The 15,505-nt window shown below is 67.1% G+C and carries 11 protein-coding genes; 6 read left to right on the top strand and 5 right to left on the bottom strand.

Annotated elements, in window-relative coordinates:
* The first annotated feature begins 149 nt into the window (after positions 1-149).
* The 3 genes from O5K31_RS12015 (at position 150) to O5K31_RS12005 (ending at position 6,305) form a co-directional block, all read left to right on the top strand.
* Positions 150-2,426 (top strand): NADP-dependent malic enzyme, encoded by a 2,277-nt coding sequence (locus O5K31_RS12015; protein WP_269713835.1) that lies wholly within the window; start codon positions 150-152, stop codon positions 2,424-2,426.
* Between the two features lie 107 nt (positions 2,427-2,533).
* The gene (locus tag O5K31_RS12010; RefSeq protein ID WP_332367258.1) at positions 2,534-4,156 is read left to right on the top strand and encodes a sensor histidine kinase; all 1,623 of its coding nucleotides are present in this window, start codon (positions 2,534-2,536) and stop codon (positions 4,154-4,156) included.
* Between the two features lie 103 nt (positions 4,157-4,259).
* On the top strand, positions 4,260-6,305 hold the full coding sequence (locus tag O5K31_RS12005) for a S9 family peptidase (RefSeq protein WP_269713834.1): 2,046 nt from the start codon (positions 4,260-4,262) through the stop codon (positions 6,303-6,305).
* Here O5K31_RS12005 and O5K31_RS12000 read toward each other — a convergent pair.
* Both O5K31_RS12000 and O5K31_RS11995 read right to left on the bottom strand, forming a co-directional pair.
* Positions 6,302-7,549 carry a DUF885 family protein gene (locus O5K31_RS12000; RefSeq protein WP_269713833.1) on the bottom strand — a complete coding sequence of 416 codons (1,248 nt, stop codon included), beginning with the start codon at positions 7,547-7,549 and terminating at the stop codon, positions 6,302-6,304. The genes O5K31_RS12005 and O5K31_RS12000 overlap by 4 nt on opposite strands.
* A 93-nt stretch (positions 7,550-7,642) precedes the next feature.
* Entirely contained in the window at positions 7,643-8,071 is a 429-nt protein-coding gene (locus O5K31_RS11995) for a hypothetical protein (protein WP_269713832.1), read from the bottom strand.
* A 161-nt stretch (positions 8,072-8,232) separates the two neighbouring features.
* Between O5K31_RS11995 and O5K31_RS11990 the strand changes: the two genes are divergently transcribed.
* From O5K31_RS11990 to O5K31_RS11980, 3 genes are all read left to right on the top strand, one after another.
* Positions 8,233-9,381 (top strand): acyl-CoA dehydrogenase family protein, encoded by a 1,149-nt coding sequence (locus tag O5K31_RS11990; RefSeq protein WP_269713831.1) that lies wholly within the window; start codon positions 8,233-8,235, stop codon positions 9,379-9,381.
* A 182-nt stretch (positions 9,382-9,563) separates the two neighbouring features.
* Complete coding sequence (locus O5K31_RS11985) at positions 9,564-9,908, top strand: hypothetical protein (RefSeq protein ID WP_269713830.1); 345 nt, start codon at positions 9,564-9,566, stop codon at positions 9,906-9,908.
* An 86-nt stretch (positions 9,909-9,994) separates the two neighbouring features.
* Positions 9,995-11,563, top strand: coding sequence for a leucyl aminopeptidase (locus O5K31_RS11980; protein WP_269713829.1), 1,569 nt, complete (start codon positions 9,995-9,997; stop codon positions 11,561-11,563).
* 61 nt (positions 11,564-11,624) lie between these two features.
* On the opposite strand, the gene O5K31_RS11975 is transcribed toward O5K31_RS11980, so the two are convergent.
* The 3 genes from O5K31_RS11975 to O5K31_RS11965 are packed head-to-tail and all read right to left on the bottom strand — an operon-like array spanning position 11,625 to position 15,490.
* Positions 11,625-13,394 carry a DUF885 domain-containing protein gene (locus tag O5K31_RS11975; protein ID WP_269713828.1) on the bottom strand — a complete coding sequence of 590 codons (1,770 nt, stop codon included), beginning with the start codon at positions 13,392-13,394 and terminating at the stop codon, positions 11,625-11,627.
* 30 nt (positions 13,395-13,424) lie between these two features.
* Positions 13,425-14,078, bottom strand: a complete 654-nt coding sequence (locus O5K31_RS11970) for a GntR family transcriptional regulator (RefSeq protein ID WP_269713827.1) — start codon at positions 14,076-14,078, stop codon at positions 13,425-13,427.
* Positions 14,075-15,490: an amino acid permease gene (locus tag O5K31_RS11965; protein WP_269713826.1), complete on the bottom strand. Its 1,416-nt coding sequence runs from the start codon at positions 15,488-15,490 to the stop codon at positions 14,075-14,077. The genes O5K31_RS11970 and O5K31_RS11965 overlap by 4 nt, the downstream gene beginning before the upstream one ends.
* Positions 15,491-15,505: the final 15 nt, after the last annotated feature.

Below are 15,505 nucleotides of genomic sequence, written 5' to 3'. Positions count from 1 at the left end.
GGATAGCAATAAGTATCGGATGGCAATGCCGGGTTTTCGGCGTTCAGTCGCACAAGAGGGGTTGCCCCAACGGCGCCGGGCGGCGATGGAACCGCTACAGTCGGCGCAGACCGACGAACAAGAAGCCGGCGCAGTCAGACAGGGCGACGATGAAAGACGATTTCCGCAAGGCCGCACTCGACTATCACCGCCTTCCCCGGCCGGGGAAGCTGAGGGTCGAGCCGACCAAGCGCATGGCCACCCAGCATGATCTGGCCCTGGCCTACTCGCCCGGCGTGGCCGCCGCATGCGAGGCGATCGTGGCCGATCCGGACAGCGCGCGCGACTACACGGCGCGCGGCAATCTGGTCGCGGTGATCTCCAACGGCACGGCGGTGCTGGGCCTAGGCAACATCGGCCCCCTGGCCGGCAAGCCGGTGATGGAGGGCAAGGCCGTCCTCTTCCAGAAGTTCGCCGGGATCGACGTATTCGACCTGGAGGTGGACGCCCTCGACCCGGATCTGTTCGTCGAGGTGGTGGCGGCCTTGGAGCCGACCTTCGGCGGCATCAATCTGGAAGACATCAAGGCGCCGGAGTGCTTCGAAATCGAGCGCCGCCTGCGCGAGCGGATGAAAATCCCGGTCTTCCACGACGACCAGCACGGTACGGCCATCGTCTGCGCGGCCGCGGTGCGCAACGCCTTGGTCCTGCAGGGCAAGGATCTGAAGTCGATCAAGCTGGTGACCTCGGGCGCCGGCGCGGCGGCCCTGGCCTGCGTGGACCTGCTGGTGGCCATGGGTCTGCCGGCTGAGAACGTCACGCTGACCGACATTGACGGCGTGGTCTATGAGGGCCGCCAGGCCAACATGCCGCCGAACATGGCGCGTTACGCCCGCAAGACCGACGCCCGCACCCTGGGCGAGGTCATCACCGGCGCGGACGTGTTCCTGGGCCTCTCGGCGCCTCGGGTGTTCAAGCCGGAATGGCTGCCGCTGCTGGCCGACAAGCCGCTGATCCTGGCCATGGCCAATCCGGATCCCGAAATCCTGCCCGAGCTAGTCAACGCCGCGCGGCCGGACGCGATCATGGCCACGGGACGGTCAGACTATCCCAACCAGGTCAACAACGTCCTGTGCTTCCCCTTTATCTTCCGGGGCGCGCTGGATGTGGGCGCCACCGAGATCAACGAGGCGATGAAGGCCGCGGCGGTCGAAGCGATCGCCTCGCTCGCTCGCGTGGAGGCCAGCGAAGTGGTGGCCGGCGCCTATGGCTCGGCCCCGGTGTTCGGCCCCGATTACATCATCCCCAAGCCCTTCGATCCGCGCCTGATCCTGGAAGTCGCGCCCGCCGTGGCGCGCGCCGCCATGGACAGCGGCGTGGCCACCCGCGCGATCAAGGATTTCGATGCCTATCGCAATGAGCTGGAGCAGTTCGTCTATCGCTCCGGCCAGCTGATGCGCCCGGTGTTCGAGCGCGCCCGCAAGTCGCCGGCCCGCGTCGCCTATGCCGAGGGCGAGGACGAACGTGTTCTGCGCGCCGTTCAGACCGTGGTGGACGAAGGCTTGGCCAAGCCGGTGCTGATCGGTCGTCGCGCGGTGATCGAGGCGACAGCCAAGACGCTGGGACTGCGGTTCCGTATCGGCGTCGATATCGAGGTCATGGATCCCAGCGCGGACAGCGACGTGTTCGATCCGCTGGTGGCGGACTATCAGGAACTGATCGCGCGCAAGGGCGTGCCGCCTCTGGCCGCCGCGCGCCGCGTGGCCACACGACCGACCGTGGCGGCGGCGATGTTGCTGAAGGCCGGGCTGGTGGACGCGGCCCTGGTGGGCGGCGCGGGCGACTGGTGGAAGCACGTCACCTACGCCTTGCCCATCGTGCCAGCACGTGAGGGCGTGGATCGGGTCTCCGCGTTGTCGGCGATCATCCTCAACAGCGGCACGCTGTTCCTGACCGACACCCATGTGAACGTCGATCCAACGGCGGAGCAGATCGCCGAGTCGACTCTGCTGTCGGCCGAAGCCGTGCGCCGGTTTGGCCTGACGCCCAAGGCGGCCCTGCTGTCGCATTCCAGCTTCGGGGCCTCCAATTCGCCCACCGCCCGCAAGATGCGCCAGGCCCTGGGCCTGATCCGCGAGCGGGCCCCGGATCTGGAGGTCGATGGCGAGATGCACGCCGACGCGGCTCTGAGCGAGGCGCTGCGTGGCCGGTTCGTAACCAGCAGTCCGCTGAGCGGCTCGGCCAACCTGCTGATCATGCCCAGCCTAGATGCGGCCAACATCGCCCTGACCCTGCTGAGCGCGGCGACGGAAAGCCAGATCGTGGGGCCGCTGATGCTGGGTCTGTCGAAGCCCCTGCATGCCCTGGTCCCAAGCGTCACGGCGCGGGGCGTGGTCAACATGACCGCCCTTGTCACCGCCCAGGTTCAGGACCAGGCCAAGGCCTGATCCGCCTTGACCACACAAGTTGGGCGTGTGTGTCTGGACGCTCGACTTGTCGGACGGGAGCTTTGAAGTCGGACGTGGCGGAACAGAAGGTCAAGCCGGCGCCGACAGTGCGTCGACGTCTCCTGCTGATGACGATCAGCCTGATCGCGCCTGCGCTCGTCTTCATGGGGCTGTTGGTCCAGACGGAGTACAACAACAGCCGCCGTCGCTTCGAAGAGCAGCTGGTGAACATGACCCGCGCCCTGGCTGTCGCCACCGATCGCCAGATCGCACAGGGCACCGCGACGCTGCAGGCTCTGGCCGTATCCCCCGCACTGGCCGAGGGCGACTTCGCGACGTTCGAGCGACAAGCGAGGGCCGCCGTGGCGCAGCGAGGCGGCTGGATCATCCTGTTGGACGAGCAACGGCAACTACTCAATACGGCCGCTCCGCCAGGCGCGCCGCTGCCCATGATCGGCATTCCGCAACAAGGACTGCCGATCCTGCAGGCGGGCCGGACGGTGGTGTCCAACCTTTATACGGGCCCCTTCGCTAACCGTCCGATCATCGTCATCGGCATGCCGGTGCGCGTGGACGGCAAGCTCTACGCTCTGGGTTTCATCCAGGAGCCCAGCGCCTTCCAGTCGATTTTCAACGCCCAGAAGCTGCCCGCCACCTGGACGGGGACGATCGTCGATCGTCGATCCGCCGTGGTCGCCCGTTCGAAAGATGCGGAAAAGTATCTCGGCCGTCAGGCCAGCCGCGACATGCAGGCGGCCATGAGCAAGGCCGAGCAGGGCGTGATCTACAGCAAGACCCTGGACGGCACGCCGACCCTGTCCAGCTTCGCCCGATCGCCGACCTATGGCTGGGCCTTCATCGTCGGGGTGCCGCGGTCGGACCTGAACGGCGCGATCATCCGATCTCTGACCCTGCTCTCGATGGCGTTCCTGACCCTGCTGGCGGTCGGGATCGTGGCGGCGGTCCTGGTGTCGCGCCGTATTTCGCGCGAGGTGGTCAGCCTGATGGGCGATGCCGCCGCCATCGGACGAGGCGGGGTCGTGCAGAACCGCCCGCGCGACCTTTTCGAGACGGCCGAGGTGCGGGACGCCCTTCGCGAGGCGTCGATCGCCCTGGCGGATCGCGAAAGCGAACGCGAGGCCGCCGATGCGCGCCAGCAGGTTATGATCAACGAACTGAACCATCGGGTGAAGAACACCCTGGCGACGGTGCAGTCCCTGGCTTGGCAAAGCCTGGGTCGCGGCCACGATCGGCCGGGGTTCGAAGCCTTCGCCGACCGCCTGGCGGCCCTGTCGCGAGCGCATGACCTGCTGACCCGGCGGGCGTGGGAGAACGCCGAGCTGGATGGGGTGGTGACCCAGACGCTTGAGCCCTACGGCGCGCGCGCCCGGGCGGACGGACCGAAGATTCATCTGGCCCCCAACGCCGCCGTGACGCTCAGCATGGTGTTCCACGAACTGGCGACGAACGCTTCGAAGTACGGCGCGCTGAGCACCCTGGACGGGGTGGTGGATGTGCGGTGGTCCGTGGAGGGCGACAGGCTGAAGATCGTCTGGCGGGAAAAGGGCGGCCCCCAAGTGGCTAAGCCGACCGGAACAGGTTTCGGCTCACGCCTGATCGAGTCCAGCATCCTGAGGGAGTTCGGAGGGGAGACCTTCGCCGACTATCGGCCGCAGGGGCTGGAGCGGGTCATGATCATCACGCTGTCAGACCGCGTTTCGCCCGCGTAGGTCGCGAAGCGGGGTTTTATTCGCCGGTCTGTCGCAAACCGACTCCACAAGTTCCGTATACGATCTAGTGTCCGCACCCTGTTCCTTGGGGAGTACGCTAAAAATGCGTCGTGCATCGCTTGCGGCCTTGCTGCTGTTGGCCACCGTTTCACCTGCCGCGGCCGCGCCGGCTGAGGCGCCGTCGAGAATCTTCCAGCCGTCCGACATCTTCGGCCTGGAATATGCGGGCGACCCGCAGATCAGCGCCGACGGCAAGACCGTCGTCTATGTCCGCAACAGCTACGACATCATGACCGACCGCGCCAAGCGCGCGATCTGGACCATCGACACCGCCACCGGCGCGCACAGCCCGCTGGTGGCCGGCGCCGGTTCGCACGGCAGCCCGCGCTGGTCGCCGGACGGCAAGCGTCTGGCCTACGTCTCCTCGGCGGAGGACGGCCGCCCTCAGATCTTCGTCCGCTGGATCGCCACCGGCGAGTCCGTGCGCGTGGCGTCCCTGCCGCAATCGCCCGGCTCGATCGCATGGTCGCCGGACGGCCAGACCATAGCCTTCTCCATGTTCGTGCCGTCGGACGCCCCGCGCCTGGGTGCGCCGCTGACCAAGCCGGAAGGCGCCCAGTGGGCGGAGCCGCTGAAGGTCACGACAGAGATCAATTACAAGGCCGACGGCCAGGGCATCCTGCGCACCGGCTTCACCCATGTATTCACCGTCTCGGCGGACGGCGGCGCGCCGCGTCAGCTTACGTTCGGCGATTTCGACGACCGCAGCCCGCTGTCCTGGACGCCGGACAGCCGCTCGATCCTGCTCAGCGCGCGGCGGGGGGACGACTGGCGGCGAAATGGCAATTCGGAGGTCTACAAGCTGTCGGCCGCCGACGGGACGCTGACGGCCCTGACTAACCGCAACGGGCCGGACGACGAGCCCACCGTATCGCCCGACGGCAAGCTGATCGCCTATACCGGCTATGACGACAAGCTGATGGGCTATCACAATCGCCGGCTCTACGTGATGAACGCCGACGGCTCCAACAGCCGCGTGCTGACCGGATCGCTCGATCGCAGCGTCGGCGGGCCGCAGTGGTCGGCGGACGGCAAGAGCATCTATGTGGACTATGACGACGAAGGCATGACCAAGGTCGGCCGCGTCACCCTGGATGGCCGCTTCTCGACCGTAGCCACGGGATTAACGGGCGAAGGCATGGATCGTCCCTACAGCGGCGGGGCGTTCAGCGTCGCCGACAACGGCGCCATCGCCGTCACCGTCGGTACAGCCAACCAGCCGTCGGACATCGCGGTGGTGCAGGGCGGCAAGGTCCGTCAGTTCACCCGCCTGAACCAGAGCCTGTTCGCCGGCAAAACCCTGGCCAAGGTCGAGCCGCTGGCCGTGAAGTCGTCCTTCGACCAGCGCCCGGTCGGCGCCTGGCTCGCCACGCCGCCGAACTTCGATCCGTCCAAGAAGTACCCGCTGATCCTGGAAATTCACGGCGGCCCGTTCGCGGCCTATGGCCCCGCGTTCGCCACCGATGTGCAGCTCTACGCCGCCGCCGGCTATGTGGTGCTCTACACCAACCCGCGCGGATCGACCTCCTACGGCGAGGAGTTCGCCAACCTGATCCACCACAACTATCCGAGCCAGGACTATGACGACCTGATCAGCGCCGTGGATGCGGCGATCGCCAAGGGCTTCGTCGATCCCGACAACCTGTTCGTCACCGGAGGTTCGGGCGGCGGCGTGCTCACCGCCTGGATCATTGGCAAGACGAACCGCTTCAAGGCGGCGGCCGTGCAGAAGCCGGTGATCAACTGGACCAGCCAGATCCTGACCAGTGACGGCGCGGTGACCCAGTCAAAGTACTGGTTCGGCAAGATGCCGTGGGAGGATCCGGAGGGCTACTGGAAGCGCTCGCCGCTTTCCCTGGTCGGCAATGTGAACACCCCGACCCTGGTGGTCGTGGGCGAGCAGGACATGCGCACCCCTGTCAGCGAGGCGGAGCAGTATTACGCCGCCCTGCAACTGCGGAAGGTGCCGACCACCTTGGTGAAGGTGCCAGGCGCCGGCCACGGCAGCTACGCGGTGCGTCCGTCGCAGTCGGCGGCGAGAACCAACGCCATCCTGGCCTGGTTCGACCGCTACCGCGCCAAGAACTAGGACAAGGCTGACGCCAGGGCCGGCGCTGTCGCCGGTCCATGGCCGATGATCATGCGATGGAAGGCGGGAAGCTCGAACCTTCCCGCCTTTCTGCGTTTGTGAGCTTGGCGCAGACGGACCATCTCGCGCCACATGAGGGCCTGGGCGGTCGTCTGGCCGGGGTTGCGGGCGATCTGGTCCACGTCGCGCTCCAAGGTCGTGAAGGCGATGGCGGGCCCCTGGATGCGGCGCATTTCTGACAAAGCTTGGTCGCGACTCCAGCCCTGGCTGTGGATGCCGCAATCCGCCGCCATGCGCGCGGTTCGGAACAGCATCCAGTGCAGGTAGCCCAGGCGACCCAGGGGGTCGTTGCTGTACAGGCCCAGCTCATCCGCCAACTGCTCGCCATAGATCGCCCAGCCTTCGGAATAGCCCGCGGCCGCGCGGACGCGCAGAGGATGGGGATTGGCCGGCTGGGCGAGCTGCAGCAGGTGCCCGGGGCTGACCTCGTGGAAGGCGACCGACGGCAAGGTCCAGCGCGGTCGGGCGCGAACGTTCTTGAGATCGACGAAATAGGCGCCGAGCGCAGCGTCGCGATAGCCGGCACGTCCGGCGGTTTCGTCGGCGGGGCTCATCCGCGACACGCGCAGGTTTGCGGGCGGGAGGCGATCGAAGGCCCTGTCTAGGCGCAAGCGCACCTTGGCGAGACTGGCGTTCATGTCGGCGACCACCTGATCGCGGCCGGCGTCGCTGTCGGGGTAAAGCTGCCCCTCCATGGTCATCATGGTCTGGAGGCGGTGGGCCACCGAACCATCACCAAGACCCTGCGCCTTCAACAGGGCGTCGGCTTCGGCATTAAGTGACCCGATCAGGTCGCCAGTCAGCCGCTGGACGTCGTGGGGGGCGATGCGGGGACCGCCTGCGGCGCGGACGGCTAGGGTGTAATGGACGCCGCGCGCGGAACCCGCCTTCGGTGCGCCGTCCGGGAACAGCCGGTCGGTGGCGGCCCAGGCGCCGAGTAGGTCCAGAACGGACTGACGGTCGAGCCGCGCCGATAGCGACAGGCCCTGCGGCGGAAAGGCGTCGAGCCGCGCGATGTTTTCGGCGGCCGTCTTGCGCAACGCTTCAGGAGATGCGGCCATCTCGTCCAGCAGCCCCTTCAGCGCTGCATCTGACGAGTTCTGAGCGAGGACGGAGGAGGGTGTCGCCACCACGGCGGTAGCGCCCAGGGCCAGGATCTGGCGGCGATCGGGGGTCTGGATCATGGCTTCCTCCACTGACGCTGGCTCTCGCGTTGATCGCGAGTAACCGGTGTCATCAGTGGCTCATGCCGCGCTTTCCGTCGAGCCCCCAAGGGCTCAGTAGGCCCGGCAGGTCCCGCGTTGCGCCTGGATATTGGTGTTGTCGGCGACGATGACGGCGCGGGTCAGGACGCCGGTGCGCTTGTTCAGCGTGACCACCTCGGCCAGGGGCGTGCCGCGCATGGCGACGGCGGGCATGCCTTCGACGGGGGCTTCGTTCATGGAGGCGGTGGCGTTGATGGCGGTCAGGGCGCGCACGTCATTCTCGACGATGCGGTAGCTGGTCTGCACTGTGCGGACTTGCTCGACGCCATCCTCGATGAGCTGAAGGCGGTCGCCCACCACAGCGTACTTATGAAGGGATTCGGCATAGGCCGGATTGCGGCCGCCCTTGGACTGCAACTGACAGATCCAACCGGCCTCGGCGTGAGCCGAAGTCCCAATGGCGGCGACCGCCAGGGTGCCTAGGGCGATGAGCTTGCGCATGAATTGTGCCTCCACACACTCCGAGTAACCAAACTTGACCGTTACGAAAAGGCGGTGCGGCAACGTGACTCGGGGGGCGACGCGGCGTGCAGCCCCTTCACCTTGACGCCGTCGCGCTCTAACGTGAGTTCAAACGCCTGTTTTAGAGCGAAGGAGGACGTATGGCCCTGGATCTGGAAACCCGCGAGCAGCTGATCGAAGGTGTGCGCCGCTTCGTGGCCGAACGCCTGCGCCCGCTGGAAGCCCAGGTGGCCGAGGACGACGCGGTCCCCGAGGATGTGATCGGCGAGATGCGCGATCTGGGCCTGTTCGGTCTGTCCATCGACGAGGAATACGGCGGGCTCGGCCTTTCCATGGAGGAAGAGGCGCTGGTCGCCTTCGAGCTGGGCCGCACCTCGCCGGCCTTCCGCTCTGTGTTCGGCACCAATGTGGGCATCGGGAGCCAGGGCCTGGCCATGTTCGGCACCGACGCTCAGAAGGCCGAATGGCTGCCAAGGATCGCGTCCGGCGAAGTGATCACCTCTTTCGCCCTGACCGAACCGGAAGCCGGATCGGACTCGGCGGCGGTGCAGACGCGGGCGACGCGGGACGGTGACGACTACATCCTCAATGGCGGCAAGCGCTACATCACCAACGCTGGCAAGGCGGGGCTGTTCACGGTGATGGCCCGCACCAATCCAGACTCAAAGGGCGGTTCGGGAGTCAGCGCCTTCATCGTGCCGCGCGATCTGCCGGGCCTGTCGGTCAGCAAGCCCGAGAAGAAGATGGGCCAGCAGGGCGCCCACATCCACGACGTGACCTTCGACAACGTCCGGGTGCCGGCCAAGATGCGGCTGGGCGAGGAGGGCGAGGGCTTCAAGGTCGCCATGCAGGTGCTGGACCGCGGCCGTCTGCATATCGCCGCCGTCTGCGTGGGCGTGGCTGAGCGCCTGATCGCCGACTGCGTGGCCTATGCCGCCGAACGTAAGCAGTTTGGCCAGCCCATCGCCAGCTTCCAGCTGATCCAGGCGATGATCGCCGACTCCAAGACCGAGTCCCTGGCCGCTCGCGCGCTGGTGCTGGAGAGCGCCCGCAAGCGCGACAGCGGCGTGGCGGTGACCCTGGAGGCCGCGGCCGCCAAGCTATTTGCTTCCGAGATGGTTGGCCGGGTCGCCGACCGAGCGGTGCAGATCTTCGGCGGGGCGGGCTATGTCGCCGACTACGGCATCGAACGCCTGTATCGCGATGTGCGCATCTTCCGCATCTATGAGGGCACCAGTCAGATTCAGCAGTTGGTGATCGCGCGGGAGACGATGAAGCGCGGCGGCTAGATGTTTGAGAATACTAGCGCTTTAGGCCAAAGCCGTGCTTATTGAATGGGGTCGAACCGGACGATCAGGCCTGACCAGGGCTTCCTGAGGGGAATGTGATGGCGTGGAAGCGAGCCGCAACCTTGGGAACTGCCGCGGTTCGCGGTACGCTTAAGGGTGGAGCGAAGACGCGAGGCCCCGAAATGGCGAAAGACGCCAGTGAAGACGTCAGCGAACTATTCCGCCGGATAGCCCAGCCTGAGCTGGGCTACAAAAGCTTCGACCTCGCCCTCCAGGACGAGGAAGCGGCCACCGTGGCCGACGTGAAGAAGCTCGCCCGAAAGCGCGAGGATACGTCAGCGGCCAAGGCCGCTCCGGCCGCGGCGCCGACCGGCGGCGGAAAGCTGCTGCGGGCCTGGTCGCCCGAGCCGGCGCCCGCGCCTGAACCGGTGGTCAAGCTGGTCGCTGACAATACCGAGGCCCGTACCGAGCTGAAGGCCATGTTCAGTGCTCTCAGCAAGGTCAAGACACCTCGCTCGGGCCGCTAAAGACCCCCAAACCGCACGACCTGCATTGCCCTGATTGTTCCCGGCGCTCCATAAAGGGCTCTGCTGAACAATACTGGGAGCTATCCATGAAACGCCTGACGGCGAGTCTTCTCGCCGCCGCGGCCGTCGCCGCAATCGCCACCGCCGCGCAAGCGGCCCGTCCCGTCACCTTCGCCACCCAGGCCGCTCCGACCGGCGCGCTGGTCCTGCCGCTGTCTTCGGCGGCGGATCTTGAGACGCGGGGCGCAGCTCTGGACGCCGCCTCGCGCGCCGCTGTGGCCAAGGCGCTGACCGCCGCCAAGTTCACCTACAAGCCCAAGGCCGTGCTGTCCCTGCGCGGGATCGGCGCCTACGACCAGATCGTGGTGTTGGGTACGGGCTCCAAGCCGCTGACGGCGGCCAAGGCGCAGGACCTGGGCGGCGCCGCCGCCAAGCAGACGCTGAAGGAAACAGGCCCCGTCTCGATCGCCGCTGACGGCGTGGCCGACGCGGCCCAGATCGCCGTGGGCGCCAGCCTCGCGGGCTATAGCTTCGACGTCTATAAGCAGCCCGCCGCCGACCCGGCCGACCGCAAGCCCGAAAAGCCCGCGCCCGTGACGGTGGTGACCGCGAACGCCAGCGCCGCCAAGGCCGCCTGGGACCGAGACGGCCAGGCTCTGGTCGAGGCCGTGGCCTTCACCCGCGACCTCGTCACCGAGCCGGCCAACGCGCTCTATCCCGAAGAGTTCGTGGCCCGCACTCGCAAGGCCTTCGAAGGCGTGCCAGGCGTGACCATCGAGGTTCTCGACGTGCCGGCCATGGAGAAGGAAGGCATGGGCGCCATCCTCGGCGTCGGCATGGGTTCCAAGCGTCCACCCCGCATGCTGGCGGTTCACTACAAGGGTCCGGGCGCTCCGGCCGCACCGGTCGCCCTGGCGGGCAAGGGCATCACCTTCGACAGCGGCGGCATCTCGATCAAGCCGAACCCTGGCATGTGGAAGATGAAGGATGACATGGCTGGCGCCGCGGCGGTGGCCGGAACGGTGCTGTCCCTTGCCAAGTCCAAGGCACCCGTGAACGTGGTGGCGATCGCCGCCCTGGCCGAGAACATGCCCGACGGCGCGGCCATCCGCCCCGGCGACGTGCTCAAGACCATGACCGGCAAGACGATCGAGATCTGGAGCACCGACGCCGAGGGTCGCCTGGTCCTGGCCGACGGCGTGGCCTGGGCCGAGAAGCGCTACAAGCCGGCCGCCATCGTCGATGTCGCCACCCTGACGGGCGCGGTGGTCGGGGCCCTGGCCTCCGACTACGCCGGCGTGTTCAGCCGTCACGACGGCCTGGCCGAGCAACTGGACGCGGCGGGCAAGACCTCTGGCGAGGCGGTCTGGCGTTTGCCGATGCACCCGTCCTACGCCGAGCGCGTGAAGTCCGACATCGCCGACATCAAGAACACCGGCGAGCCGGGTCCGGGCGCCGGCCTGGGCGCGCAGATCATTGGCTTCTTCGTCAGCCCCGATCAGCCCTGGGCGCACATCGATATCGCTGGGACGGCCTGGGCCGACAGCGAACAGCCGACTGTGCCCAAGGGCGCGACGGGCTATGGCGTGCGCCTGCTGGACCGCTTCGTGCGGGACTTCAAGCCGGTGCCGACCGCGCAGAGCGAAGCGCAGTAGCCAACGAAAAAGGGCGGAGACCTGAAGTCTCCGCCCTTCCTTTTTGTCGTGCCCGAGAGGCTCAGGGCCGGTCGAGGTCGGCCTGCGTATAGGGGCTGGGGCCGCCCTCGGCGATGAACCGGTCGATCCGGGCGTTGAGCACAGGCAGGGTCACCGAGCCCAGCTGCAGCACCGTGTCGTGGAAGTTGCGGATGTCGAACTTCGGGCCAAGGGCCTTCTCCGCGCGGGCGCGAGCGTTCACGATCTCCATCTCACCCAGATAATAGGACAGGGCCTGGCCTGGCCAAGCGATGTAGCGATCCACCTCGGTGGTGATCTCGTGCTGCGCCAGCGCGGTGTTCTCGGCCAGGAAGTCCTGGGCCTGCTTGCGGGTCCAGCCCTTGGCGTGGATGCCGGTGTCGACGACCAGGCGCGAGGCGCGCCACTGCTGGTAGCTCAACATGCCGAACAGTTCGTAGGGCGTCTCGTACATGCCCATCTCTTCACCCAGCTTCTCGGTGTAGAGGGCCCAGCCCTCGCCGAAGGCCGAGATGTAGCTCTTGCGGCGGAAGTCCGGCTGTTGCTGCTCGGCCGCCAAGGGCATCTGGAAGGCGTGGCCCGGCGCGGACTCGTGCAGGGTCAGCGCCGGCAGGGAGTAGAGCCCTCGCGCCGGCAGGTTGTAGGTGTTGACCAGATAGACGCCCGGCCCGCCCCGGCCCGAGGTGTAGAAGGGCGCGATGTCCGCCGGCACCGGGATGATGGCGAAGCGCTTGCGCGGCAGGTAGCCGAAGTACTGCTCGGCCTTGCCGTCGAACTTCTTGGAAATCCACGCCGCCCGCATCAGCAGCTCTTCCGGCGTCTTGGCGTAGAACTGCGGGTCGGTGCGCAGGAAGGTCAGGAACTGCTGCAGGTCGCCCTTGAAGCCGGTCTGGGCCATGACCTCCTTCATGCGCGCGTTGATCGCGGCGACCTCCTTGCGGCCGATCTCGTGAATCTGGTCGGCGGTCAGGTCGAGGGTCGTGAACTCCTTGATCTTGGCCTGGTAGTAGGCGGGGCCATCCGGAAGGGTCACCGCGCCCAACTCGGTGCGGGCCTTGGGCTCATACTCGGTCTGATAGAAGGTCTTCAGCTTGCCGTAGGCCGGCAGGACCCCGTTCTTCACGGCCGCCGCGCCCTGGGTCCGCAGCTCGGCCTGAAGCTCCGGCGAGAAGTTGGCGGGGAACGTCTTGAACGGCGCGTAGTAGGCGACGTCTTCAACCGACTTGGCGTCGGTCACCGAGATGATGCCGGAATCGCGGCCCTGGAGCGTGACCTTCGGCGGGGTGAAGCCGCGTTTCAGACCCGCGCGCATATTGACGATCTGCTCATCGAAATAGCGCGGGAAGTCGTTCAGCTGCGCGATGTAGTTGCGGTAGTCCTTCTCGGTCTTCATCTGCCGGCGGGCGACCCCCGACAGGTTGCTCCAGAAGGCGGTGTCGGCGTTGAGCGGCTTTTCGTAGTCCCGGTAGCGCTGGTTGGCGATCAGCACTTCGATCTGCGCCTTGTAGACCGCGAAGTTCACGGCCGCTTCGGGCGAGAGGTCGGCGGTCTTGATCGCGTTCAGCTGCGCATCGACGTCCTGCCAGTACTTCAGGCGGGCGGTCTGGGTGGCGGCGTCGATCTTGGGCAGGCGGGGGGAGACGGCGCCCTGGCTGTCCTCATCGACCTCGCCGCTGAGTTCGGCCTGACGCCAGGCCCATTCGCGTTTGTAGATCGCTTCGAACTGGGTGTCGGCGGCGGTCTGGGCGTGGACGGACGTGCCGCACATCAGGATGGCCGCCGACATGGCCGCGGCGCTCAGAAAGCTTCTCATCTCGTCCCCGTTTCAGGTGTTTTGGAGCATTCAGTCGGCCGCCCGCCCGAGCTGCTCGCGCAGGTCGGTAAGGGCGCCGGCGATGTGGTCGTGGACTAGGCGCTCGACCGTGACGGCGTCGCCGGCCAGCCAGGCCTCGAGCAGGGCGTGGTGCTCGTCGGCCGCGCGAAGGTGACGCTCCCGGGGCTCCAGATGCACGCGCACATAACGCTCGGCCAAGACATGCAGCCGCTCGATCAGTTGGGTGGTCACCATTAGGCCGCTGGGGCGCACCATGCCCATGTGGAACTCGCGGTTCAGGTGAACCGCCTCCGGCGCCTGTTGGTCGGTCTGGGCGCCCATGGCCATCAGGGCCATACGGGCCGCGACGCGATCATCGTCGTCGGCCCGTTGCGAAGCGAGGGCCGCTGCCTCCGGCTCAATTTTCAGGCGCAGGGCGAAGACCTCCTCGGCCTCGCCAGCGCTGAGCGGCGCGACGAAGAAGCCGCGGTTGGCGTGAGAGGTCAGAAGTCCGTCCTGCTCCAACCGGGCCATGGCCTCGCGCAGGGGAATCTTGCTGACCCCCAGCTCGGCGGCCAGGGCGTCCTGGCGGATCACACCGCCGGGCGCGATCTGGCCCGACAGGATGCGTTCGCGGACGAGCCCGTAGACCTGGTCGGAGAGGGTGCGGACGACGATGCTCATGCAGGCTTCTTTGCACCAGCCAGCGCGCTGTGGCGACGGCCGTAGAAGAAGTAGATCGCCAGACCGATCACGTTCCAAGCCAGAAAGCGCAGCATGGTCGAGGGCGGCAGGCTGACGAACAGGTAGAGACAGCCAGCGATAGTCAGCGGCCCGACGACCCACGGCAGGGGGCAGCGGAAGACGCGGGGCAGGTCGGGGTGGGTCTTGCGCATCACCATCATACAGACCGCGGCGGCGACGAAGGCGGCCAGGGTGCCGGCGTTCGACAGCTCGGCGATTTCATCCAGGCGGAAGAAGCCGGCCACGGCGGCCACGAAGCAGCCGGTGATGATGGTGATGGTCGTGGGAGTGCCGAACTTGGGATGCACTTTCGACAGACCGCGCGGCAGCAAGCCGTCGCGCGCCATGACGAAGAAGACGCGGCTCTGGCCGAACATCATCACCAGAATGACGGTGGGCAGGGCGATGATCGCGGCGGCGGCGATCAGCGTGCCGGCCACCGGATGGCCCAGGCTGCGCAGAACGAAGGCCAAGGGCTCGCCGCTCTTGGCGAATTCCTGGAACGGCCACGCGCCGACGGCGCAGGCAGCCACGGCCATGTAGATGATGGTGCAAAGGGCCATGGAGCCGATGATGCCGATGGTCAGGTCGCGGCCAGGATTCTTGGCTTCCTCGGCCGAGGTCGAGACGGCGTCGAACCCGAAGAAGGCGAAGAACACGATGGCCGCGGCCGCCATGACCCCCTTCATCGCGCCATCCACCGAATGGGCGGCGAAGCCGTAGGGCATGAAGGGCTCGAAATTCTCCGGCTTGATGTACCACATGGTGAAGCCGACGAAGGCGGCCAGGGCTACCAGCTTCACGCCCACCAGCACCAGGTTCACGGTCGCGCTTTCCTTGGCGCCGACCACCAGCAGGGCGGTCACGGCCAGAGAGATCAGCACTGCCGGAAGGTTCACGATCCCGCCCGCATGTGGTCCCGCGAGAAGGGCGTCGGGTATGGGGATGTTCATGGCCTGGATCAGGCCGGAGACATAGGCCGACCATCCGGCGGCGACGGCGCTGCAGGCGACGGAATATTCGAGCACCAGGCTCCAGCCGATGACCCAGGCCACCGTCTCGCCCAGGGCGACATAGGAATAGGTATAGGCGCTGCCGGCGGCGGGCAGGGCGGTGGCCAATTCGGCGTAGGCAAGGGCCGCGCAGGCGCAGATGGCGCCGGCGATGGCGAAGGCCAGGATGACGGCGGGACCGGCCCGGTCAGCGCCCACGCCTGTCAGGGTGTAGATGCCGGTGCCGACGATGGCGCCGACGCCCATGGCCATAAGGTGCGGCCAACTCAGGGTCGGGATCAGCTTGCGATCCGCCTCGTGCGAGAACAGCGTGTCTACGATCTTCCTGCGGCCAAGCATTACGCCCCCTTTTGG

Origin of the sequence: Caulobacter sp. NIBR2454, assembly GCF_027474405.1 — a bacterium.
Classification (GTDB): domain Bacteria; phylum Pseudomonadota; class Alphaproteobacteria; order Caulobacterales; family Caulobacteraceae; genus Caulobacter.
This window is presented reverse-complemented; position numbering and strand designations above follow the sequence as displayed.

Excerpts from the sequence above, each read along its gene's own strand:
- O5K31_RS11965 (WP_269713826.1), bottom strand. The coding sequence starts at position 15,490 with ATGCTTGGCCGCAGGAAGATCGTAGACACGCTGTTCTCGCACGAGGCG.
- O5K31_RS11995 (WP_269713832.1), bottom strand. The coding sequence starts at position 8,071 with ATGCGCAAGCTCATCGCCCTAGGCACCCTGGCGGTCGCCGCCATTGGG.
- O5K31_RS11980 (WP_269713829.1), top strand. The coding sequence starts at position 9,995 with ATGAAACGCCTGACGGCGAGTCTTCTCGCCGCCGCGGCCGTCGCCGCA.
- O5K31_RS11985 (WP_269713830.1), top strand. The coding sequence starts at position 9,564 with ATGGCGAAAGACGCCAGTGAAGACGTCAGCGAACTATTCCGCCGGATA.
- O5K31_RS11970 (WP_269713827.1), bottom strand. The coding sequence starts at position 14,078 with ATGAGCATCGTCGTCCGCACCCTCTCCGACCAGGTCTACGGGCTCGTC.
- O5K31_RS12005 (WP_269713834.1), top strand. The coding sequence starts at position 4,260 with ATGCGTCGTGCATCGCTTGCGGCCTTGCTGCTGTTGGCCACCGTTTCA.
- O5K31_RS11990 (WP_269713831.1), top strand. The coding sequence starts at position 8,233 with ATGGCCCTGGATCTGGAAACCCGCGAGCAGCTGATCGAAGGTGTGCGC.
- O5K31_RS11975 (WP_269713828.1), bottom strand. The coding sequence starts at position 13,394 with ATGAGAAGCTTTCTGAGCGCCGCGGCCATGTCGGCGGCCATCCTGATG.
- O5K31_RS12015 (WP_269713835.1), top strand. The coding sequence starts at position 150 with ATGAAAGACGATTTCCGCAAGGCCGCACTCGACTATCACCGCCTTCCC.
- O5K31_RS12000 (WP_269713833.1), bottom strand. The coding sequence starts at position 7,549 with ATGATCCAGACCCCCGATCGCCGCCAGATCCTGGCCCTGGGCGCTACC.